Origin of the sequence: Kitasatospora sp. MMS16-BH015 (assembly GCF_002943525.1) — a bacterium.
In the GTDB taxonomy this organism is placed as follows: Bacteria; Actinomycetota; Actinomycetes; order Streptomycetales; family Streptomycetaceae; genus Kitasatospora.
Genome location: NZ_CP025394.1, coordinates 7,288,257 through 7,309,945, shown reverse-complemented (window position 1 = coordinate 7,309,945; position 21,689 = coordinate 7,288,257). Strand labels below are relative to the sequence as shown.

Here is a 21,689-nt window from a genome sequence, read left to right as displayed (position 1 = left end):
GGGGGTCACTCCGGTGGATCGCAGGCGTCCCGCAACTCAACTGTGACGGTCCGTGAGATGACGGCTCGTCAGCTCGACTGCTACGAGACCTCCGCCAACAGCCGCGCGGAGTGCACCCGGCCGGCATGTTCGACCAGCGTGACCAGCACGTCCTTGCCCGAGGCCCGGCTGCGGGCGTCGCAGACCACCACCGGAGTCTGCGGGTCGAGGTCCAGCGCGGCGGACACCTCCTGGGGCCGGTACTCCTTCGAGCCGGGGAAGTGGTTCACGGCGACCACGAACGGGATCCCCCGGTGCTCGAAGAAGTCCACGGCGGGGAAGCAGTCGGTCAGCCGCCGGGTGTCGGCCAGCACCACCGCGCCCAGCGCGCCCTGGGCCAACTCGTCCCAGAGGAACCAGAACCGGTCCTGGCCCGGTGTCCCGAACAGGTAGACCGAGAGCCCGTCCCGGATGGTGATCCGACCGAAGTCCATCGCCACCGTGGTGGTGGTCTTCTGTTCGACCCCGTCCAGATCGTCCACCGACTGTCCGGCGGCGGAGAGTTGCTCCTCCGTCCGCAGCGGCCGGATCTCGCTGACCGAGCCGACCAGGGTGGTCTTGCCGACTCCGAAGCCGCCGGCCACCAGGATCTTCAGGGCGAGCACGGGGGTGTCGGCGGGCGCCTCAGAGCGCACGGAGACCATTGATCACCTCACGGAGGATGTGTTCGTCGGGCAGCTGGGCGGGCGGCACCGGGCGGGAGACCCGGATGTGCTCGGCGGCCAGCAGATCGCCGAGCAGCACCCGCACCACGCCCAGCGGTAGGTCGGTCTCGGCGGCGATCTCGGCCACCGAGAGCGCGTTGTTGCGGCACAGGTCCAGGATCAGGCCCTGCTCCGGGCCCACCCCCGGCTCGCTGCCATCCGCGAAGTCGCTCACCACCAGCGCGATCAGGTCGAACTCCTGCCCGGCGGGCCTGGTCCGGCCCTTGGTCATCGCGTAGGGGCGGACCAGCGGCCCGGCGGCGTCGTCGTACCAGCGGGTGGGCTGCTCGGGCGGCGGCGGGTAGCCGAAGTCGGAGCCCGGCAGGTAGTGGCGCGGCGGGTACGGCACCGGGCTCACCCCCCGACCGCGCCGCGCGGCGCGGTCCGCAGGCCGTCCGCCCCGCCCGGTGCGGGGTGGCCGTCCCGGCGCGGCGCGAGGAGGTCGTCCGCCTGGCGCGGCGCGGTGTGCAGGTGCTCGCCGACCCGGCGGACCAACCGGGCCATCTCGTAGGCGATCAACCCGAGATCGGCGTCCGCCCCCGCGAAGACCGCCAGGCAGGTGCCCTCGCCGGCCGCCGCCACGAACAGGAATCCGTGCTCCAACTCCACCATGGTCTGGCGGACTTCACCGGCGTCGAAGTGCCGCCCGGCGCCCTTGGCCAGGCTGTGGAAGCCGGAGGCCACGGCCGCCAGGTGTTCGCCGTCCTCCCGGCCGATCCCGGCCGAGGTGCCCATCGCCAGGCCGTCGGCCGAGAGCATCACCGCGAACCTGACCTGGGCCACCCGTGAAACGAGTTCGTCCAGCAGCCAGTTGAGCTCACCTGCGTGGTGCGTGGTACCGATCATCGGTTCTTGCCCTCCTCGGAGTCGCTCTGCCCGGCGCGGCGGCCCTTGCCGCGCGCCCAACCCTGCTGATACGCGGACATCGCCGCCCGCGCCTGATCCGGATCCCGTCGGCCCTGGTCGGTGCCACTCCCGCCGAGCAGCGGTGCCTCCCGCAGCTGCGGCGCCAGACTCGCCTGCCGTACCCGGCGCGGCAGTTCACCCTCGGCGGGCCCGCTCGCACCGGCCGTTGGCCCTGGCACCAAGGCCTGCGGCACCAGATCCGGCCGGGCCGGAGTCCGCGGCCCGCCGAACGGAGTCGGCCGGAGCACCCCGGGGCTGCCGTCCCGCATCCCGAACGGGTTCACCGTGGCGGGTGGTTGGGCCGGTGACGGTGACGGCGGGGTGGCCGCCTCGGGCACATCGGGAGTGTCGGCCGCGGACGCCGGTGCGGACGCGGGCTCGGACGCCGGTGCGGGCTCGGGCGCCGGAGGGGCGAGCTGTGGCACCGGCGGTGCGGGCTGCGGCGCGGCCGCCGGCAGGGAGCGGGGGGCGGCGGGCGGCTCCGTCTCGCTGCCGTCCAGCAGGGTGGTCGGCAGCAGGACCACGGCGGTGGTGCCGCCGTACGCGGAGGGCCGCAGGGCCACCTTGACCTCGTGGCGGCGGGCCAGCCGGCTGACCACGAAGAGGCCGAGCCGGTCGCTGTCGAAGAGGTCCACCTGGTCAGTGGCGCCGATCCGGCGGTTGGCGTCGGAGAGCGCCTCGGGGCCCATGCCGAGCCCGCGGTCCTCGATCTCCAGCGCGTAGCCGTTGCCCACCTGCTCGCCCCGGATGTGCACCTTGGTGTGCGGGGGCGAGAACCCCGTGGCGTTCTCGACCAGTTCGGCCACCAGGTGGGTGAGGTCGGCCACCGCCGGGCCGGCCACCGCCGCGAACGGCAGCCGGTGCACCTCGACCCGGGCGTACTCCTCCACCTCGGCCACGGCCGCCCGCACCACGTCCATCAGCGGCACCGGCCGCCGCCAGGCCCGGCCGGGCACCGCGCCGGAGAGGATGATCAGGCCCTCCGCGTGCCGCCGCATCCGGGTGGTCAGGTGGTCCAGCCGGAACAGGTCCTCCAGCTCGGCCGGGTCCTCGGTGCGCCGCTCCATCGCGTCCAGCAGGGTGAGTTGGCGGTGCACCAGCACCTGGCTGCGCCGGGCCAGGTTGACGAACACCCCGGAGACCCCGGAGAGCACCTCGGCCCGCTCCACGGCGGCGGTGACGGCGGCCCGCTGCACGGTGTCCAGCGCGCCGTGCACCTGCCCGATCTCGTCCTCGCCGTAGCCGCGCAACGGCGCCTCCGCCGCCACGTCGATCTCCTCGCCCGCGCGCAACCGCCGGATGGTGGAGGGGAGTTTGCGCAGCGCGAGCTCGAGTGCGCTGTTGCGCAGGGCGATCAGCTCGGTGACCAGCCCGCGGCCGATCTGCACCGAGATCAGCAGCGAGGCGAGCACCGCGATCAGCCCCAGCAGCACGGCGGTGCCCGCCGGGGTGAACAGGCCCAGGGCGTACGGCCGCACCCGCTGGACGGCGGCGCTGCCCGCCTGGTCCTCCACCGAGGTCAGGCCCCGGCCGACCGCGTCGGCGGCGGTCTGCCACTGGTCCGGGCCGATGGCGGCCACCGCCGCGCCGCCGTCGTTCGCGCCGGCCACGGCGTCCTCGGCCCGGGTCAGGTCACGGTGGTCGGTGCCGGTGGTGAGCACGGCCAGCGCGGTGCGGTCGGCCGGCCGCAGATCGGGAGCGGCGGTCTGCTCGAACAGCCGCCGGGCGGCCACCGCATCGGCGAAGGAGCGCAGTTGGGGCGTGGTGAGTGAGCCGACCGCCTGCCCGGCCCGCAGCAGGGCGTCCTCCCGGGCCAGTTGCTCGTGCGAGCGGGAGAGTTCGAGCAGCACCCGGGCGTCCGAGGCGGCCCGGTGGTCCTGCAACTGCGTGGTGGAGCCGAGCACTTCGAAGGCCCGATCGGTGGCGGCCGCGTACGCGGCGTACGCCTCGTCCCAGCCGACGGTCCGGGCCAGCAGCCGGGCCCGCAGCGCGGGCAGCGCCGCGACTGCGGTGCCCAGCGCGTCCACCCGGGCGGCGGTCTCCGGGCCCAACCCCTCGGCGTCGGCCCGGTTGTACCGGTCGGCCAGCGCGAGCGGGGCGAACGCCCGGTCGGTGGCGGTGCCCGCCTCGCGCAGCGCGCTCTCCCGGCCCGCGCCGGAGCCGGCCAACAGCTGCCCGGCAGCAGTCCGTTCCTCCTGGAGGCCGGCCAGGGTGGCCCGGACCGGGGCGAGCACGGTGCGGTCGGTGTCCTGGAGGTGGATCAGGCTCCACACGTCCTGCGCGGTGGTGACGGTGGCGAAGGCCCAGAGCGCGAGCACCGAGACCACCGGCACCATCAGCAGCGCGATGATCCTGGCCCGCACCGTCCGGGGCCGCAACCGCTGCCAACCGGTTTGCCCGGCAGCCTGGTTGACCTCGCCGGTCAGCTCGGCCACGCTCTCCCGGGCCGGCGGCCCGGCGTGCGCGCCCCGCCGCTGCCCGGTGCCGCCGGGGCGGACGGGGCCGCGTCCGGCGCTCGGTGCCGCCGTCGGTGCGCTGCGGGAGGTACCGCGGCGTACTCGCATGGGTGCTTGCCCTTTCGGTGGAACGGAGTTGACGTGTGGACCGGCCCGGGGCCCCTCAGGCCGCGCGGTCGAATTCCTCGACCGTGAGCTCGCCCGCCTGGCGGTAGGCGGCGTTCTCCTGCGCGGTGGGCGAGAGTGCGACGAAGGCGGAGGCCAGGAAGAGGAAGGAGCCGAGCGCCACGGCGAGCGGGAAGACGAACTGCATCGGGGTCGCGCCGCCGAGCTCGGCCCGGCCGGGGTGCATGTGCACCTGAACGGCGGCCATCCCGGTGTAGTGCATGCTGCTCACCGCGACGCCCATCAGCAGTGCGGCGGCGCCCGCCGCCCAGACGTTGCGGATGGTCACGGCGGCCCAGAGCGCGGCGGTGGCGGCGGCCACCGCGATCAGCACCGAGAGCACCACCGCGCCCACCTCGTAGTGGACTTCACCGTGCAGCCGGACGGCCGCCATCCCGGTGTAGTGCATCGCGGCCACCCCGATCCCGGTGGCCAGCCCGCCGAGCAGCAGCGCCCGGTTGCGGTTGCGCCCGTAGCCGACCAGGAACACCCCGACCCCGACCACGGCGATCGCCATCACCAGGCTGAGCAGGGTGATCGGCACGTCGTAGCGCACCTCGGTGCCGTCCACCGTGAAGCCGAACATCGCGATGAAGTGCATCGTCCAGATGCCGGAGCCGATCGCGGCCGCCGCCGTGAACAGCCAGTTGCGGCGCGAGGCGCCGGTCGCGGCGAGCGCCCGCAGGGTGCAGCGCAGGCCGAGCGCGGCGCCGACGCAGGCCATCAGGTACGAGATCGCGGGCGTGATCAGGCCGAAGCTGAAGTGGTTCAGGGTTCCCATGGTGTGTGGCCTCCAGGTCACCGGTCGGGCCCGAGAGGCACCGCCGCCCGAGCTGTCTTCGACCGGGCGACCCGGCTCGGGTCATCCGCCACTGGCATATGCCAGCAGCTGGATGCCCGCCGGAGGAACGCTTCGGTCTCGGATGCCAGGACGCTATCCAGCCCACCGATACGGCTGACCGAAGATCTGAAAAGCTACCCACAGAGGGAAGTTGATGTGCTAGGTCGCCTCAGCTTGCCGTTTGACGCCCGGCCTCGAACAGGCGGGCCCGGCGATCACTCGTTCGGGCGCCTCCGGGACGTGGCTACGGCCCTCGCGTGATCCTGAACTTGACCAAGGAATACAGGACTTGACGCGAGGGCCGTGCCGGCGACTGCGGTGGAACAGGGTGTTCAGGGCGAGCCGTTCGCGGAGCCGTCACGCTTCCGAGGCCTTCCAGGACTGCGCGACCGGACGACGCGATGCACTGTTCGAGCTGACTGACGCGGTGCTGTGCACCCCCGGACCGGTGAGGACCTTGGTGGACCTGGCCGTCGAAACCAGCCCACCCCGGCGGCCAAGCCGGGAGACGACCCCGGGGGTCCACCCCCGCCTGGTGGTGCACAGGCAGGGCTTCTTCCGTAACGTCCGGCGGGTCGAGTTCGCTCCCTCGGCCGCCTGCCGAGCACCCGCTCGACCTGCTCGCGGGCCCGTCGTCGCTCCTGCGGGTGCCGGCCCAGCAGGTGCAGCGCGAAGGTCAGCGAGGTAGCCGTGGTCTCGTGCCCGGCCAGCAGGAAGATCAGCACCTGGTCGCGCAGCTCGCCCGCGTCCAGCCGCTCCCCGTCCTCGGTCCGTGCCGCCGCGAGCAGCCCGAGCAGGTCACCACCGACCTCCGCCGCCGCCTCCACGTCGGTGCCGAACAGGATCCGGGCCACCGTCCGCAGGGCGAACCGGGACATCTCGCCGACGGTGTCCACCACCCCGTCCGGCACCGCCGCCCAGCGATCGACCAGCGCGGCCGCCTCCACCCCCACCGCCTCGGCATAGCCGTCCACCCGGCGCTTGGTGAACAGCGGCTGGACCAGGCGGCGTTGACGCTGGTAGTCCGTGTCCTGCGCGGTGAGCAGGCCGTTGCCGAAGCTCTCCCGCACCTCCTCGTAGAGCTCGCTCTCCTTGCGGAAGTTGGCGGCCTCCCCGGCCAGCACCTGCTGCACCCCCTCGGGGGAGAACACCGCGTACAGCTCGCGCCGCAGCCCGGGCGGGCCGACGCTGAACCGCACCACGTCGCCGCGGTCACGCCGGGCGGCCAGCATGGCCTGGAGCGGCCGACGAGCCAGCTCGAACGCCGAGCCGATCAGGGGCAGGCCGGGCGGCCCCGGGATCCGCGTGGTCGACATCACGCCACCTCCTGCGCAGCCCACCCGACGGGGTGACCGGGCGGATGCGGGAAAATAACTGAGGATCAGTCAGTTTGTATCAGCGTGCGAGCAGTTGAGGTTCGCACGCCCCTTCGAGCGCCGATCATTCACCGGAGCACGGACGCATTCAAGCCAACCTGACGGCGGCCCGATCGGCCTCGACAGCCGGGAATCCACCAGCTCGGGCCAGGGTCGGCGGGCCTCGGACGCGTGGCCGGAAACCGGCGAAGGCCAGCGGAATATGACGACGACATTTTCATCACACCGTCACCCCCAGTAGCCTTCCGTGCCGGAGGGGCCACCCGCCGTAGCGGCCCCCGCCCGCCCGAAGGAGCCCGTGTGCCCGGAATCGACGACTGCCTGGCCCAGGCGATGACGATCGCCGGTGCCCGAGGAGTCAGCCTCACCGACTGGGGCAGCGGCCTGGCCCTCGGCCACCAGGGGGAGAGCCCGAGCGGCGACCACGAGACCACCGCGGCCGAGGCCACCGACCTGGCCCGCGCCGCCGCCGAGTGCCCCACCTTCGCCGACCAGGAGGACCCCAGGATGCCACTCCAGGACCTGATCCTCACCACCGGCAGCAGCTACCACCTGATCCGCTTCGTCGACACCACCTTCGACAGCAGGCTCCTCCTCCACCTCTGGCTCGACCGCCGGCAGGGCAACCTCGCCGTGGCCCGGATCCGACTCCAGTCCCTGGCCGAGGAGTTGGTTCTTCTGTGACCCGGACCGAACGGCCACCGACCCCCGATCTCCGCCCTGACACCCGCCCCGATCTCCATCCTGATCTGCATCCTGATCTCCGCCCGGACCTCCGGCCGGTGCCCGCACTGCGCCCGCCGATCCTGGGCCGCCCGGCCCGCACCGAGCGCCCCCAGCCACCTGGCCCTGCCCCGCTCCCCGAAGCCCCGCTCCCCGACCGCCCGTTGGCGACCGCCCACTCCTTCCGAGCCGCCCTCGCCACCGCCGTCGACCGACCCGAACTCCCCGACTGCGGAGCCCTGGTGGAGCAGCTCGCCGGCGCCGGCGCGACCGGCGTGCTGCACGGCGAGCACGGCTCGGTCTACCTGGTCGACGGCGCCGTGACGCACGCCGAGAGCCCGCACGCCCCCGGCCTCGCCGTCCTGCTCACCACCGGCGGCCGGCTCCCGCCCGCCGTCTGGCAGCAGACGCTGCTCGCACACGGCCCGGCCCGCCGGGTCGGCCGGCAGCTGGTCGAGCAAGGGCACTTGTCCCAGGGCGAGTTGGAGCTCTGCCACCTCTCCGCGCTGTACGACGCCGGGTACTTCGTACTCTCGGCCCGGGCGGACGGCGCGTACTTCGAGCCGGGGGTACGCCACTGGCTCGGCCCGGTCCGCCGGGTCGGCGCCCACGCGCTGCACCACGAGACGCTCCGCCGCCGGCGCCTGCTGGCCCGGATCTGGCCCTGGCCGCAGGTGGACAACGCCCCACTGGTGCCCGCCGCCACCCCGCCGGGCCGCTGCGAACGCCGGGCCCGACCCCGACTCGGCCCGCACGGCCGGGAGTTGCTCGCCCTGGCCGACTGCCGCCGGACTCCGGCGGACCTCGCCCTGCTGCTCGGCCGCTCCGCCTTCGCCACCACCGCCGAGGTCCGCCGCCTGGCCGCCGCCGGCTACCTCGAGACCCCGTTCACCGGCACCACCCGACCCGTCCTCGACCCCCGACCCACGCCGGATCCCCGTTCCCTCCCCGAGCCACGATCCGCCCCTGACCCGCCGCCCGCCCGGAGCGGTCGGCCGGACCCCGAGTCCCACCCCTCCCCCGAGTTCCTTCCCTCTCCCCAGTACCACCCCTCCCCCGAGGCCCGGCTCACCCCGGACACCTGGGCCGCCGCTCACCCGGTGGTCCCGCTCCCCAGGCGCTCCCCCGGCGCGACCCGACCCCGCAACAGCCCGGCGGCTCCCCCGCCGCCGTCCGACCGCGACCCGGACATCGCCCTGCTGACCCGAGTCCTCACCGCACTGGAGGCCCGACTGTGACCGCACCACCCGCTGCCACTCCACCCGCGTGGCCATGAGGCGGGCGCTCAAGCAGCGCGTCGGACGCAGGCAACTGGTCACCCTGGAAGCCGAGTTGATGGCCGAGCTGCGCGCCCTGCGGCACCGGGTGCCGCACCTGGCCGGGGGCCTGGTCGCCAGCGTGGACGGCATGCTGCTCGCCCACGACTCCCATGACACCGAGCCCGGCAGCCTCGCCACCCTGACCGCCGCCTCCCTCTCGTTGGCCCAGCGGTTGGCGGACGCCACCGGCCAGGGCGAGTTCCGCGAGTCGCTGGTCCGGGGCGAGCACGGCTACGTCGCCACCTACGCGGCCGGCACCGTCTGCGCGCTCACCCTGCTCTCCTTCCCGGACGTGAACGTGGGCCGCCTCCACCTGGAGGGCCGACGCTCCGCCGCCCGGATCGGGCAGCTGCTCGACCGCTCCCTCAACCCCAACGCCCGCGAGCCCGCGCCCTCCCGCGAGAGCCCCGACTCCCCCGCCGTCGAATGACCAGACGCCGAGCCCCCCGAACCCCCAAGCCCGACCTCGAAGAACCAGCAACCGACCTCGAAACCGAACCCGAACCGGACTCCGGTTCCGACCCCCACTCAGAAGGAGCACCAGACATGGCAGACGTGGACGCGACCCTCCGCATGGCGATCAGCAGCATCGAAGGCGCGATCGGCGCCGCGCTGGTCGACTACAACAGCGGCATGGCCCTCGGCACCCTCGACAGTGCCAGCGGCCTCGACCTCACGGTGGCCGCCGCCGGCAACACCGACGTGGTGCGGGCCAAGATGCGCACCATGGACATGCTCGGCCTCAAGGACGGCATCGAGGACATCCTGATCACCCTGACCAGCCAGTACCACCTGATCCGCCCGATCACCGGCCGCGGCGGCAAGGGCCTCTTCCTCTACCTCGCCCTGGACAAGAACCGGGCCAACCTTGCGATGGCCCGCCACCAGCTGGCCCGGGTCGAGGCCGATCTGGAGGTCTGACCCTCCGCCGCGCCACACCCCGTCCGACCTGCTTCAACACATCGCACATGCGGGCATCCAGGCCTCCCCTCCTTGGCCTGTGCGATGTAACAACGGATTTTCCGACCGAATCTGCGGCATTATGATCGGCGTTACGACCGCAGCCCCCGCGCCATCCGGCGCGGCAGGAGGGGAACACCTCATGACCAGCTCCACGCGTCGCACCGCCGTCGCCGCCGTCGCCGTCCTCGCGCTGGCCGGCGGGCTCTCCGCCTGCGGCAGCAGCGGCGACAAGTCCACGGCGGGCGGCAGCAGCCAGTCCCCTTCGACCGCCGTCGGCGGCTCGGCCGAGGCCAAGGTGTCCGGCACCGTGACCGTTTTCGCCGCCGCCTCGCTCAAGGAGAGCTTCACGGCGCTCGGCAAGAAGTTCGAGGCCGCCCACCCCGGGGTGAAGGTCACCTTCAACTTCGGCGGCAGCTCCGCGCTGGCCCAGAGCATCAACTCCGGCGCTCCGGCCGACGTGTTCGCCGCCGCCAGCCCGGCCACCATGAAGACCGTCACCGACGCCAAGGGCGCGAGCGACCCCAAGGTCTTCGTCCGCAACACGCTCGAGATCGCGGTGCCCAAGGGCAACCCCAAGCACATCGCCGCGCTCAAGGACTTGGCCGGCTCCGGCCTCAAGGTCGCCCTCTGCGCGAAGGAGGTGCCCTGCGGCGCCGCCGCGCTGACCGCGCTCAAGGCGGGCGGGGTCAACCTCACCCCGGTCACCCTGGAGCAGGACGTCAAGGGCGCGCTCACCAAGGTCGAGCTCGGCGAGGTGGATGCCTCGCTCGTGTACAGGACCGATGTGAAGTCCGATGCTGCGAAGATCGACGGCGTGGACTTCCCCGAGGCCGCCAAGGCCGTGAACGACTACCCGATCGCCCCGCTGGCGAAGGCCCCCAACGCCGCCGGCGCGGCCGCCTTCGCCGCGTACATCCTCTCGGCCGAGGCGCAGCAGGTGCTCACCACGGCGGGTTTCCAGGCCCCGTGACGCACCACCAGCCCGCCCACGCCGGGCCCGGCGTCCACCAGGACGCCGGGGCCCGGCGGCGTACCCGGCGGGCCGCCCGCGCCCGGATCCCGTACGCCCTGCTGCTGCCCGCCCTGCTCGGGCTGGCCTTCCTGGTGCTGCCGCTGGTCGGCTTGCTGGTGCGGGCGCCATGGAGTTCGCTCTCCGAGCAGCTCGGCAGCGCCGAGGTCTGGCAGGCGCTGCGGCTCTCGCTGCTCTGCGCGACGGCCGCGACCGCGCTCTCCCTGCTGCTCGGGGTACCGCTGGCCTGGCTGCTGGCCCGCACCGACTTCCCCGGCCGCCGGTTCGTCCGGGCCCTGGTGACGCTGCCCCTGGTACTGCCCCCCGTGGTCGGGGGTGTCGCACTCCTGCTGGTCCTCGGGCGCAACGGGATCGTGGGGCGCTGGCTGGACTCGGCCTTCGGCGTGACGCTGCCGTTCCACACCTCCGGGGTGGTGATCGCCGAGGCGTTCGTGGCGATGCCGTTCCTGGTGATCAGCGTGGAGGGCGCGCTGCGGGCGGCCGACCCCCGGTACGAGGAGGCCGCCGCCACCCTGGGCGCCTCCCGGCTGACCGCCTTCCGCCGGATCACCCTGCCGCTGATCGCGCCGGGCATCGGGGCGGGCGCGGTGCTGGCCTGGGCACGGGCGCTGGGCGAGTTCGGCGCCACCATCACCTTCGCCGGCAACTTCCCAGGCCAGACCCAGACCATGCCGCTGGCCGTCTACCTCGCCATGGAGTCCGACCCGGAGGCCGCGATCGCGCTCAGCCTGGTGCTGCTCACGGTCTCGATCGCCGTCCTGGCCGGGCTCCGCGACCGCTGGATGTCGACACCGTGACACCCTCTAACAGTCCCGAGACCCCGTCCAGCGCTTCCGTGACACCCTCTCACGAACGCTCCGACCTCGCTCCCGGGCCCGCAGCCGGCCTGGACGCCCACCTCCAGATCACCCGCGCCGCCTTCCACCTCGACCTCGCCCTCACCGCCGCCCCCGGCGAGGTGATCGCCCTGCTCGGGCCGAACGGCGCCGGCAAGTCCACCGCGCTGCGCGCCCTCGCCGGGCTGCTCCCGCTCACCGGCGGTCACCTCCGGCTGGACGGCACGCCGCTGGAGGACCCAGCCACCGGTCTGCACACGGCCGCCGAGCACCGCCCGGTCGGCGTGGTCTTCCAGGACTACCTGCTCTTCCCCCACCTCAGCGCGCTCGACAACATCGCCTTCGGCCTGCGCTGCCAGGGACTGCGCCGCAAGCCCGCCCGGGCCGCCGCACTGCCCTGGCTGAAGCGAATGGGCCTGGCCGAGCACGCCGACAAGCGCCCCGGCGCCCTCTCCGGCGGCCAGGCCCAGCGGATCGCGCTGGCCAGGGCGCTGGCCGTCCGTCCCCGGCTACTCCTGCTCGACGAGCCATTGGCCGCCCTCGACGCCCGCACCCGGCTCGACGTACGAGCCCAACTCCGGCGGCACCTAGCCGAGTTCGATGCCGTCGCGGTGCTCGTCACGCACGATCCGCTGGACGCGATGGTGCTGGCCGACCGGCTGGTGGTGATCGAGGACGGTGCCGAGGTGCAGTCCGGCCCGCCCGCCGAGATCGCCCGCCACCCGCGCACCGACTACATCGCCCGCCTGGTCGGCCTCAACCTCTACCAGGGCACCGCCGAGGGCCACACCGTCACCCTCCCGGACGGCCCGACCCTGATCACGGCCGAGGACCTGCACGGCCCGGCCTTCGTCGCCTTCCCGCCCGCGGCCGTCGTCCTCCACCGCGACCGCCCCAGCTCCAGCGCCCGCAACCTCTGGCAACTGGAGGTCGCCGGCCTCGACCTCCACGGCGACCAGGTCCGGGTCGACCTCGCCGGCCCCCTCCCCCTCGCCGCCGACCTCACCCCGGCCGCCGCCTCCGAACTCGACCTCGCCCCCGGCACCCCCGTCTGGGCCTCCGTCAAGGCCACCCAGACCCACGCCTACCCGGCCTGAGCCGTCCACCCCGTTAGAGTCCGGAGCATGGCCGCCTTCGACCCCACCGCACCGGACCTCGCCTACCGCCTGCTCCGCACCAGCCCGGTCACCCTCTACCATCGCCCCGACCTCTTCGCCGCAGCGATCGCCCAGCTACGCGCCGACGGCTACCAGGTGGTCGAACTCCAAGCCGCCGCCTGGCAGTCCGAGGCCGATCTGCACCGCGAGTTCGCCGCCGCCCTCGACTTCCCCGCCTACTACGGCCGCAACCTCGACGCCCTCAACGACTGCCTGCGCGACGTACTCGCCTTCGACTACGGCGCCTCCCCCGAGGCCACCGGCCTGGTCTTCGCCTTCCACGGCTACGACCACTTCACCACCACCAGCCCAGCGGCAGCCCACACCCTCCTCGACCTCCTCACGGCCCACTCCCGCACCGCCGCCCTCACCGGCCACCGCCTCCTCACCCTGACCCAGAGCGACGCCCCCGACCTCCCCCTCCCCCCACTCGGCGCCGTCCAGCCCCAGTGGAACGACACCGAATGGCTCGACGCCGCCCGCCGAGGCGACTGACCGGCCCACGGCGGAGCCCGGGCGGGCAGCGGCGACACCGGCCACGAGAGAGGCGACAGGGCCTCAGTCCGTCAGGACACCGATCAGCATCGAGGTCCACCAGGTCAGCTGCGACACGACCGCCGCACAGCCGGCCCGCCACAGGGCGGAGGCCGGCAAATCCTGCCAGCGGCCTGCCGTGGTCACTGCGGTGAGCGTGCGGCGCAGCCGGTGAGCGCGTCGCCGACCACGACCGGCGCGCCCACGACGATGGTGCCGGGCGGGAACGAGGGGTGGGAGTCCGCGCAGGAGCAGTCCTCCGGGTAGCACATGGCCGCCTCGTATGCCTGCCGACGGACCGCATGAGACCGAAGGGCGGCACCGCGCCAGCGCGTGAGCGCGCGCTACCGGCGCTTGCGACAGGACCTCGAGCCTCCGCGCGTCCGGTACGTCCTCGGAATACCGAAACATGAGCATTTCGGAGAACTATGTTTTCACATTCACCACCGACCGACTGTCGACGAATTGTCGCCACTCACTATTCACCATGCATTCAGCTTGGATCCACCGGCCACCACACAATCCGCCTCCGCTATTCAACTATTGACATGCCCACAATGCGTGCAGATTATTGTGGAACGGCGCCCTGGGAAAAGGGCGCCCTCACGGGGAAGAGGATCACTCATGCTCAATCGCAGGATCGCAGGCGCCATGATCGGCGCCGTGGCAGGCCTGTTAGCCGCCGTCACCCCGGCGCACGCCGCGGCGCCCACCGCCGGCTCCGTGGTCACCATCGGCAGCACCTCCGGATACAATGCGGCCAAATCGACGCTCTCGGTCGCCTTTGACCACACGCTGAATGCCACGGAGCTGACCAAGGTGAAGAACACGCTGGCGGACAAGGCGGCGACCGTCGGCGTGCACCCCCAGGTGACCGGGCCGCAGGGGGCTTACCTCTACTGCGACCACTACTACTCGTTCTCGGACGGCGACGGCACCTACTCCTTCCAGCACGCGTGCGGCGGGTCCACCGGCCCGTGGGGCTTCCAACAGAGCGGTGCCCTGTGCTCGATCGTCACCGGCAGCGTGAGCGAGGCCGGGATGACCTGGACCCGCAACGGCTCCAACATGTCGCGGCAGGCCCCGCACGTCGAGGGCTGTGGCTACACCTTCCACGGGACCTACAACCCGGACAACGACTATGACTGGATCACCTACAACGACGTCCTGACCTTCCGGGTCAACGTCGGTGGCCAGACCGGTAGCGCGACCCTGACCATCCAGGGCTCGTTCACCTCGGCCGGCTGCACCAACGGGAAGACCTGTGGCATCTGACCGCTTCGCCAACGCGGTGAACGCATCGGGCGACCTCCTGTCGATCATCGACACGGAGGTCGTCCGGCCGTGCTTGGCGGTCGCCTTCCGGCCCGGCGAGCTGCGAGGCTTCACCACTGTCCGGGCCGACGGCGTCGAGGTGCGGCTGGAGACGTCGGCGGGCGACGTGCAGACCATGCCCGTGTGGCAGCCGGGGGTCGAATCGCTGTCGACGGTCGCGGGGATGCGCCGGAGTCTGTTGGCTCTCCTGGAGGAATGGCTTCCGGAGTCTCGGCTCCATTGGGGTGAGGAGATCCGGCTCACGCCGCCGGAGGACTGGGCCCAGGGTCAGGATTCACCCTGAGAAGTCAGCTGACGGGCCCCGCCCTCCCTCGCCCTCGCCGGGAGAGGACCTGCTGGAGGCACGCAGCTGCCGACAGCGCGATCCTCACCCGCTGCACTGCCGGTTCGGGGCAGCACGGTGCACTCACGGGCGCCGTCAGCGCAGGGCCGGGTGGTCGGCGATCACGGTGAAGCTGCCGGGGGGATCTCCCTGCGCCCGGGTTCTGCATCCGAACCGCACCGGTCGCGGCCCCGGGCCGAGCCGATCGCTCAACAGATCAAGGACCTCGCGATCACCAGGCCCGACCGGGGCCGGCCTCGGTTCAGCCGACCGGGCTCCAGGAGCAGTCGTGGGTGTCAGCCCTGTCGTGGTTGATCAGGATCGAGCAGTGGTCACCGCCGCCTTGACCGGCCTCGATGTACCCGTCGTTGGTCCCGACGTTGACCGTGTTGCCGCTGCTCGTGCCGCCGTCGAGGCGGGAACCGTCACCGAGGGCGGCGCCGTTCCGATCGACATCCACCAAGTTGGCGGTGCCGTAGAAGCCGATGATGCCGCCACCGGCGTTGCCGACGCCGCCGTACTCCGGAAGCGGGCCTCCGCCCCTGCCGCCGCGGCTCGCTACGGACCAGTAGCCGGCTCGCGGGCCGTAAATGGAGCCCCCCTGGTTGCCGTTGCCGCCGTACCCCCAGCTGTTCGGGTAGAGCAGGTCGCCGGAACCGCCGTTTCCGCCCCGGACATCGGTCCTGGCCGAGCCGTTGATACTGCCGCTGTTGCCGTTGCCGCCACGGCCGGCCAGCCCGGCGCTCGCGTAGCGGCCTCCGGCGCCGGCGGCCCCGCCGGTGCCGCCGGAGACATCGGTCCGCGCCCCGGTGATCGTGCCGGCGTGGCTGTTGCCGTCGCCGCCGGCACCACCGTTCCCGCCGGCGAAGGCGCTGTCACCTCCGGTACCGCCGGTGCCGCCCGTGACGGTGGCGGCGGTGGTGGCGGCAACGGTACCGGTGTTGCCGGTGCCGCCGGTTCCGCCAGTGGTGGTGAAGGTGGTGCCGTCACCACCAGTACCGCCGGTAACGGTGGCGGTGGCGGCGACGATGCTGCCCGTGTTACCGGTACCACCCGTACTGCTGGTCCCACCCGTACCGCCGACGGCGGTCGCGGTGGCGGTGGCGGCGGAGATGCTGCCGGTGTTGCCGGCCCCGCCGGTACCACCGGCCTTGCCGTCGCCGCCGGTGCCACCGGCTCCTCCCTGGACGGTGACCGGGGTGGCGGCGACGGCGGTGATCGTGCCGGTGTTGCCGGCACCGCCCTCCGCACCGTCCCCGCCCGCGCCGCCGGTGGCGGTGAAGGCGGTGGCGGCGGCCGTGACGGTGCCGCTACTGCCGGCGCCTCCGACCACACCGCCCCCGCCGCTCCCGCCGGTGGCGGAGACGGTGTCGGCGGCGGTAGCCGCACCCTGGTGGAATCCGTCCCCACCGGCCCCGCTGTTTCCGCCGCTGCCGTTCCGGCCTTGCGCGTAGCTGAAACCGCCTTGTCCGCCGCTCCCGCCTGCCCCGCCGGTGGCGGTGAGGGTGCCGCTCTTCGCGGTCAGGTCGGCGTCCTGGCTCCCCGTCCCACCAGTCCCGGCGTTGCCGCCGTTCCCCCCTGCACCGCTCCTCCCGTTCGCGGTCTTGGCGGAGCCGTCCCCGCCGGCGCCGCCGCGACCACCGTCGCCGGCATTGCCCGCGGGGCCCGCATTGGCGGTCACGGTGGCGCCGGTGACGGTGCCGGTGCTCACCGCGGCTCCACCGTTTCCGCCCGCGCCGCCGACGCCGCCGTCTGCGCCGTTGCCGCCCTGGTTGGAGCTGGACGACCCGCCGGATCCGCCCGTGCCACCCGCCCCGCCACTGCCACCGCTGCCCCCGGCGAGGGTGACCGACGAGGTCGGGGCGTTGATCACGCAGTTGGCGGAGCCGGTCCCGCCGCCTCCGCCCGTCTGGCCCGCCCCTCCAACGCTCCCGTTCCCACCGTTGCCTGTCCCGTAAGCATTGCTGCCCGGTGCGCCGTCGCTTCCCGCTGCACCCGTCCCGCCGCTCCCGCCGGTGACGGCCACGGTGCTGTCCTCGCCCGCGTTCATGGTGATCGCGGCGGAGGCGCAGCCGTCCCCGCCGGCACTCAGGGCCCCCGATCCCGCGCCGGCGGTGACGGCGACGTAGGCGGGCGCGCCGGTGGAGGTGGGCTTGCCGGTGGCGGGGGCGGCCGGTCCATTGACGGTGATGCTGCCGAGGCTGCCACCACCACCGCGAACGCCGGCCGCTCCGGCTGCGCCCGTGACGTTGATGCTCACGATGCCGGTGCCCGTGTAGCTCACCGAACCGTTCACACCGATGCCGGCACCGCCCTGGGCGCTGTTGGTGACGTTGACCTGCGTGGGAGTGGTACCGTCACCGACCGCCAGCGGCGCGTTCACCCCCTGCGTGCAGGTCCACACCGTGCCGGTGGGAGTACTGCCGTCGGGCAACGGCACGGGGAAGACGGTGTCGGCGGCAGACGTGCAGCCGACCGGGTCGGCCACCGCGGGGACCCCCACCCCGATGGTCATTCCGGCACTGAGCACGGCGACAGTGGCCACCGCCACCATCCGGGCGGGGGGACGGGACAAGGACATCGGCACTCCTAGACGGCACGCAGGGACAGCGCTCAGGACCGGAACTCCCGGAAGCCATATCCACGGCACATCGCCGGATCACCCATGCCGACGACAACAGACCGGTTCAGACCATCTGCCGTGGGTCCGTGCCGAGGCCGAGGGCCCGACGGACGTCCTTGACGCAGAGTCCCTCTCCCGCTGTCTCGATGGTGGTCAGGATCGCGCGGTATCCGGCCGGAAGCGTCCCGGGCGGTTCCGTGCCGCCGTCGTCTCCCGCTTCTCCGAGGGCCAGGCGGGCGACAGAGCCAGTTGCGCTCACGGGCGCCGTCAGCGCAGGGCCGGGTGGTCGGCGATCACGGTGCAGCTGCCGGGGGCGATCTCGGTGAAGCCGGCGTCGCGGACCAAGGGGAGGCCGGAGGTAGTGAGTTCGGCCCAGGCGGCGGGGGTGGCGGTGCGGACGGCGAGGGGGAAGCCGGCCTCGGACCAGGTCTTGCGGGCGGTGTCGTCCAGGCGCCACCAGGCGAGCTGGGCCGCGTGGCCGGTCTGGGCCATGGTCTTGCCCGCGCTCATCTCCAGCTCGGGGTTGAGCCAGAGCACGGGGGTGCCGGGCTCGGGGTCGGCCGGGGGCTCGGGGTCGTCCAGGTCGGTGCCGGAGACCTGGAGCTTGGCGAGCTCCTTGGGCCAGCCGTCCAGCGGGACGGGCGGGAAGACCCGCACCTCCGCCTCGCGCCCCCGCACGGTGATGCCCGGCAGCTCCTCGGTCTTCCGCCACTCGCCGCCCCGGGCCCGCCGCACCACCTTGCGGATCCGCGCGTCCTCCCAGGCCGCGACCCGCTCCGCCCACTCGCCCTCGGGCTCGGTCACCCGGGCGTCGGCCAGCAGCGTGAGCACCGCCCGCGCCGAGGTCTCCAGCGCGTCCGTCCGCGCGGGCGGCGTCGCCCGCTCCAGCCGCACCACCAGCGGCAGCACGTACTGCGGGTTCGCGTCCCGCTCGTTCACGACGGTCTCACCGCTCGGCGCCCCGAAGGGAGCGGCGGAGGCGGGAGCAGCGGAGGCGGGGGTGGCGGCAGGGCTCGGAGAAGTCACCCCACCAGGATGCCAGCCGGACCGCCCCCGACGATCACCCGGCCCACCCGATCCAGCCCCGACAGCGGCCGGCCCACCCGATCCACCCGGCCCAGCCCCGGCCTCCGCCGGGCCCGGCCCCCGATGGCCCCGGCGGCCCCGGCGGCCCGGACCGCAGCGGATGCCCCGGCGGCGAGCCGCCGTCAGCGGCGGTAGCCGCGCCCGGCGTCCCGTTCCTCCGCGTCCTCGTACGTCAGGAACCACCCCTCGGGGTGCGTGGCGCCGAGCAGGTCCTCGGTGCGGCCGGCCGCGTCGTTCTCCGGGTCGCCGTCGTCGGGGCCGAAGACGCCGAACAGCTCGTCGGCGCAGCCGTCCCAGTCGTAGTCGTAGAGGTCGACGGGCAGTTCGCCCATCATGTCGGCCACCGCCTGGGGCTGGGCGACCAGCAGTTGGCGGGCGTCGGCCAGGGCGAGCCGCAGGGCGACCTCCTCGGCCAGGCAGCGCGGCAGCGGCCACTCGCCGAGGGCGAGGTCGTCGGCGAGGTCGTCGAAGGTGCGGGCCAGGGCGCGGCGCCAGGCCCGGTGCATGCCCCAGGTGCGGCGCGGCAGCCGGGCGAAGACCGCCCACTCGGGCTCGTCCTCGTCGGTGACCGGATCGCCCTCGTGCTCCTCCAGGTCGTCGTAGGCGGAGTCGGCCAGGGTGATCAGCTGGGTGTGCAGCAGGCAGGCGGTGCGCGGGGTGAGCATCCAGTCGCCGACCCCACCGCCGTCCTCCAGCTCGGCGTCGAGCGGGAAGAGCTCGGCGAAGTCCGGGGCGAAGTCGTCGGTGACGCTGATCTCCAGCGTGCCGCCGAGGGCCTCGATGCCGGGGATGGCGGCGGTCAGCCGGTCCGGGTGGAGCAGCGCGCCGAGCGCGGCGTTCGGGTCCTCCTCCACCTCGCGCAGCAGCGCCTCGCGCTGGCCCGCGGCGTCGATCCCGACGAAGTCGAGCTCCTCCACGACCGCCCGCGCGGCGGCCCGCAGGGCCGGCCAGTCGGTGATCCGAATGCCGAGCACCACCGTCGCCTCGATCTCCTGCGCACCGGAGTCCTCCGCCGCGCCCGGCCCCTGCGGATGATCACTTCGCTCGCCCATGGGGCTACGGTACGGCCTTTCGGGGCTCGTCAGCACCGGTGCGGGCCGAGTTGTTGCGGCCGGTCCGGCGCGTCGCACGCGTGGGCGGACCCGGCGCCGCACAAGATGGTGATATGAGCAACTTGGATGAGTACGGCGGCGGCCCGGGCCCCAACGCGCAGGTTCTGGTGGTCACCACCAACGACGTGCCCGGTTACCGGGTGGAGCGGATCATCGGCGAGGTGTTCGGGCTGACCGTCCGCAGCCGCCACATCGGCACCCAGATCGGCGCCTCCCTGAAGTCGATGCTCGGCGGCGAGCTCCGCGGCCTCACCAAGACCCTGGTCGAGAGCCGCAACCAGGCGATGGAACGCCTGATCGAGCAGACCGTCGCCCGGGGCGGCAACGCCGTGCTGATGATGCGCTTCGACGTCACCGAGGCGGCCGACCTCGGCACCGAGATCTGCGCCTACGGCACCGCCGCCGTGATCTCCCCCAACCCGAGCTGACACAGCCGCACGGCCGGGGGAACAACGCGTCGCGCCCGCGATGTTTCACGGGCGTGACTGTTGAGCGTGAAACAGATGTCGTCGTGGTGGGCGCCGGGCAGGCGGGCCTCTCCGCCGCCTACCACCTCCGCAGGCGCGGTTTCGCGCCCCATGCGGGCTTCGTGGTCCTGGACGCGGACGCCACGCCCGGCGGCGCCTGGGCGCACCGCTCGCCCTCGCTGCGGATGGCCACCGTGCACGGGTTCCACGACCTGCCGGACTTCGAGCTGCCGCCGCCGCGCCCGGAGGCCCCGGCGCGCGAGGTGGTGCCGGAGTACTTCGCCGCGTACGAGGCCAAGCACGCGCTTCCGGTGGTGCGACCGGTCCACGTCCACGCGGTGAGCCCGCACCCGGACGGGCGGCTGCTGGTCGAGACGGACGGCGACAGCTGGATCGCCCGCGCGCTGATCAACGCCACCGGCACCTGGACCAGGCCCTTCCTCCCCCACTACCCCGGGCACTTCGCCGGGCGGCAGCTGCACTACGCCGACTACCGGGGGCCCGAGGAGTTCGCGGGCCTGCGGGTGGTCGTGGTGGGCGGCGGGGCCTCGGCGATCCAGGTGCTCTCGGAGGTCGCGGCCCTGGCCGAGACGGTCTGGGTCACCCGCAAGCCGCCGATCTTCCGCGAGGGGCCGTTCAGCCCGGAGGCCGGGCGGGAGGCGGTGGCGATGGTCGAGGAGCGGGTCCGGCAGGGGCTGCCGGTGCGCAGCGTGGTGAGCGTGACCGGACTCGGGCCCTCGGTGGCCTTGCGCCGCGCCCGGGAGCTGGGCGCGCTGGAGCGCCGCCCGATGTTCGACCGCCTCACCGAGCACGGCATCGCCTGGGGCGAGGAGGAGCTCCCGGTCGACGCCGTCACCTGGGCCACCGGCTTCCGTCCCGAGGTCGGCCACCTCGCCCCGCTGGGCCTGCGCGAGCCCGGCGGCGGCATCCGGATGGACGGCACCCGCGCCGCCGCCGACCCCCGGATCCACCTGGTCGGCTACGGCCCCTCCGCCTCCACCATCGGCGCCAACCGGGCCGGCCGCGCCGCGGTCAACGAGATCCTCGCCCTCCTCGGCGGCCCCGGCACCAGCACGGCCGAGGCGACGGACGGCCTGCCCGTCACCGCGTAGCCGCACCCCCGGCGCTCCTGTTCAGCCCGCCGTCGGCGGGTCGGACAGGAGTTTCTGAGTCTCCGTCAAGAACCGGTGTACAACGGCGAGTTCGGCTGGCGAGTAGGCGGCGGCCTGGTCGATCAGGCCCCGGATCACCGGGCCGAAGAAGGACTCGCCGAGGGCCACCGCCTCCGGCGTCACGGAGAGCAGCACCCGCCGCCGGTCGGCGGTGTCCCGCTCGCGGCGGACGTGACCGAGCCGCTCCAACCGGTCCACCAGGGCCGTGGTGCCGGCCGAGTTGAGGCCGAGCTGCCCGCCGAGGTAGCCCGGAGTGGCCGCCGTACCCGCCCGATCGGCGTCCAGCAGACAGATCAGCGCCCGCAGATCGGTCGGGTGCAGCCCGTTCGCCTGCGCGAACCGGCCCGCCAGGGCGTCCAGTTCGACGGTGACGCCCCGGAGGCGGTGGACCAGCAGCATCGGGTCGGGTGCATCCATGGTGCCAGTATATTCTCTCGCCGAGCGAGACACTTGCCGAGCAAGGTATTTCCGAGGCAGGATGCCCCTCGAGCGAGTCACCACGCGGCGCCCGATCGCCAACGCC

At 73.4% G+C, this 21,689-nt stretch carries 23 protein-coding genes and 2 pseudogenes; 13 read left to right on the top strand and 12 right to left on the bottom strand.

From position 1 onward, the window contains the following. Positions 1-80: 80 nt before the first annotated feature. Genes CFP65_RS31255 through CFP65_RS31235 form a run of 5 tightly spaced genes read right to left on the bottom strand, consistent with a single transcriptional unit; the run spans position 81 to position 5,051 of the window. A complete protein-coding gene (locus tag CFP65_RS31255; RefSeq protein WP_104819327.1) occupies positions 81-683 on the bottom strand; it encodes an ATP/GTP-binding protein in 603 nt (200 codons plus the stop codon). After that, positions 664-1,092 carry a DUF742 domain-containing protein gene (locus CFP65_RS31250; RefSeq protein ID WP_104821254.1) on the bottom strand — a complete coding sequence of 143 codons (429 nt, stop codon included), beginning with the start codon at positions 1,090-1,092 and terminating at the stop codon, positions 664-666. The genes CFP65_RS31255 and CFP65_RS31250 overlap by 20 nt, the downstream gene beginning before the upstream one ends. 5 nt (positions 1,093-1,097) lie before the next feature. Then, a complete protein-coding gene (locus tag CFP65_RS31245; protein ID WP_104819326.1) occupies positions 1,098-1,589 on the bottom strand; it encodes a roadblock/LC7 domain-containing protein in 492 nt (163 codons plus the stop codon). Beyond that, positions 1,586-4,213, bottom strand: a complete 2,628-nt coding sequence (locus tag CFP65_RS31240; RefSeq protein ID WP_104819325.1) for a nitrate- and nitrite sensing domain-containing protein — start codon at positions 4,211-4,213, stop codon at positions 1,586-1,588. The genes CFP65_RS31245 and CFP65_RS31240 overlap by 4 nt, the downstream gene beginning before the upstream one ends. 55 nt (positions 4,214-4,268) lie before the next feature. Further along, positions 4,269-5,051, bottom strand: coding sequence for an MHYT domain-containing protein (locus CFP65_RS31235; protein WP_104819324.1), 783 nt, complete (start codon positions 5,049-5,051; stop codon positions 4,269-4,271). A 378-nt stretch (positions 5,052-5,429) separates the two neighbouring features. Between CFP65_RS31235 and CFP65_RS42640 the strand changes: the two are divergent. Beyond that, positions 5,430-5,586, top strand: a pseudogene (locus CFP65_RS42640) (transposase); the annotation flags it as partial. Between the two features lie 130 nt (positions 5,587-5,716). Here CFP65_RS42640 and CFP65_RS31225 read toward each other — a convergent pair. Further along, a pseudogene (locus tag CFP65_RS31225) lies at positions 5,717-6,427 on the bottom strand (cytochrome P450); the annotation flags it as partial. A gap of 360 nt (positions 6,428-6,787) precedes the next feature. Here CFP65_RS31225 and CFP65_RS31220 point away from each other — a divergent pair. The 8 genes from CFP65_RS31220 (at position 6,788) to CFP65_RS31185 (ending at position 13,010) form a co-directional block, all read left to right on the top strand. Continuing rightward, a complete protein-coding gene (locus CFP65_RS31220) occupies positions 6,788-7,171 on the top strand; it encodes a hypothetical protein (protein WP_104819323.1) in 384 nt (127 codons plus the stop codon). Between the two features lie 98 nt (positions 7,172-7,269). After that, positions 7,270-8,448: a hypothetical protein gene (locus tag CFP65_RS40050; protein WP_174805583.1), complete on the top strand. Its 1,179-nt coding sequence runs from the start codon at positions 7,270-7,272 to the stop codon at positions 8,446-8,448. A gap of 34 nt (positions 8,449-8,482) precedes the next feature. Next, complete coding sequence (locus CFP65_RS31210) at positions 8,483-8,959, top strand: roadblock/LC7 domain-containing protein (RefSeq protein WP_104821253.1); 477 nt, start codon at positions 8,483-8,485, stop codon at positions 8,957-8,959. Positions 8,960-9,075: 116 nt separating this feature from the next. Continuing rightward, on the top strand, positions 9,076-9,450 hold the full coding sequence (locus CFP65_RS31205; RefSeq protein ID WP_104819322.1) for a hypothetical protein: 375 nt from the start codon (positions 9,076-9,078) through the stop codon (positions 9,448-9,450). Between the two features lie 181 nt (positions 9,451-9,631). Further along, positions 9,632-10,462 (top strand): molybdate ABC transporter substrate-binding protein, encoded by an 831-nt coding sequence (gene modA, locus CFP65_RS31200; protein WP_104819321.1) that lies wholly within the window; start codon positions 9,632-9,634, stop codon positions 10,460-10,462. Next, complete coding sequence (locus CFP65_RS31195; RefSeq protein WP_104819320.1) at positions 10,459-11,319, top strand: ABC transporter permease; 861 nt, start codon at positions 10,459-10,461, stop codon at positions 11,317-11,319. The genes modA and CFP65_RS31195 overlap by 4 nt, the downstream gene beginning before the upstream one ends. A gap of 38 nt (positions 11,320-11,357) precedes the next feature. Continuing rightward, a complete protein-coding gene (locus CFP65_RS31190) occupies positions 11,358-12,455 on the top strand; it encodes an ABC transporter ATP-binding protein (protein WP_104819319.1) in 1,098 nt (365 codons plus the stop codon). A gap of 27 nt (positions 12,456-12,482) precedes the next feature. Further along, positions 12,483-13,010, top strand: coding sequence for a barstar family protein (locus CFP65_RS31185; RefSeq protein WP_104819318.1), 528 nt, complete (start codon positions 12,483-12,485; stop codon positions 13,008-13,010). Between the two features lie 63 nt (positions 13,011-13,073). Here the strand turns inward: CFP65_RS31185 and CFP65_RS41895 are convergent, their stop codons facing one another. Together CFP65_RS41895 and CFP65_RS41890 are read right to left on the bottom strand one after the other, a co-directional pair. Then, complete coding sequence (locus CFP65_RS41895; RefSeq protein ID WP_256387288.1) at positions 13,074-13,196, bottom strand: hypothetical protein; 123 nt, start codon at positions 13,194-13,196, stop codon at positions 13,074-13,076. Then, entirely contained in the window at positions 13,193-13,321 is a 129-nt protein-coding gene (locus CFP65_RS41890) for a hypothetical protein (RefSeq protein ID WP_256387287.1), read from the bottom strand. Before CFP65_RS41890 ends, CFP65_RS41895 begins: the two co-directional genes overlap by 4 nt. A 391-nt stretch (positions 13,322-13,712) precedes the next feature. Here CFP65_RS41890 and CFP65_RS31180 point away from each other — a divergent pair, with 391 nt between their 5' ends. Continuing rightward, positions 13,713-14,324: a hypothetical protein gene (locus tag CFP65_RS31180; RefSeq protein ID WP_158702447.1), complete on the top strand. Its 612-nt coding sequence runs from the start codon at positions 13,713-13,715 to the stop codon at positions 14,322-14,324. Further along, positions 14,314-14,667, top strand: a complete 354-nt coding sequence (locus CFP65_RS31175; RefSeq protein ID WP_104819316.1) for a hypothetical protein — start codon at positions 14,314-14,316, stop codon at positions 14,665-14,667. Before CFP65_RS31180 ends, CFP65_RS31175 begins: the two co-directional genes overlap by 11 nt. Positions 14,668-14,968: 301 nt before the next feature. On the opposite strand, the gene CFP65_RS41885 is transcribed toward CFP65_RS31175, so the two are convergent. From CFP65_RS41885 to CFP65_RS31155, 3 genes are all read right to left on the bottom strand, one after another. After that, entirely contained in the window at positions 14,969-17,287 is a 2,319-nt protein-coding gene (locus CFP65_RS41885) for a hypothetical protein (protein WP_158702446.1), read from the bottom strand. A gap of 309 nt (positions 17,288-17,596) precedes the next feature. Next, positions 17,597-18,355, bottom strand: a complete 759-nt coding sequence (locus tag CFP65_RS31160; RefSeq protein ID WP_104819313.1) for a peptidyl-tRNA hydrolase — start codon at positions 18,353-18,355, stop codon at positions 17,597-17,599. Positions 18,356-18,537: 182 nt separating this feature from the next. Beyond that, positions 18,538-19,467, bottom strand: coding sequence for a hypothetical protein (locus tag CFP65_RS31155; RefSeq protein WP_104819312.1), 930 nt, complete (start codon positions 19,465-19,467; stop codon positions 18,538-18,540). Positions 19,468-19,580: 113 nt separating this feature from the next. Here CFP65_RS31155 and CFP65_RS31150 point away from each other — a divergent pair, with 113 nt between their 5' ends. Both CFP65_RS31150 and CFP65_RS31145 read left to right on the top strand, forming a co-directional pair. After that, positions 19,581-19,955 carry a YbjQ family protein gene (locus CFP65_RS31150; protein ID WP_104819311.1) on the top strand — a complete coding sequence of 125 codons (375 nt, stop codon included), beginning with the start codon at positions 19,581-19,583 and terminating at the stop codon, positions 19,953-19,955. Positions 19,956-20,008: 53 nt separating this feature from the next. Further along, a complete protein-coding gene (locus tag CFP65_RS31145) occupies positions 20,009-21,106 on the top strand; it encodes an FAD-dependent oxidoreductase (protein ID WP_104819310.1) in 1,098 nt (365 codons plus the stop codon). 21 nt (positions 21,107-21,127) lie between these two features. Here CFP65_RS31145 and CFP65_RS31140 read toward each other — a convergent pair whose 3' ends face one another. Then, complete coding sequence (locus CFP65_RS31140; RefSeq protein ID WP_104819309.1) at positions 21,128-21,583, bottom strand: MarR family winged helix-turn-helix transcriptional regulator; 456 nt, start codon at positions 21,581-21,583, stop codon at positions 21,128-21,130. Positions 21,584-21,689 lie beyond the last annotated feature (106 nt).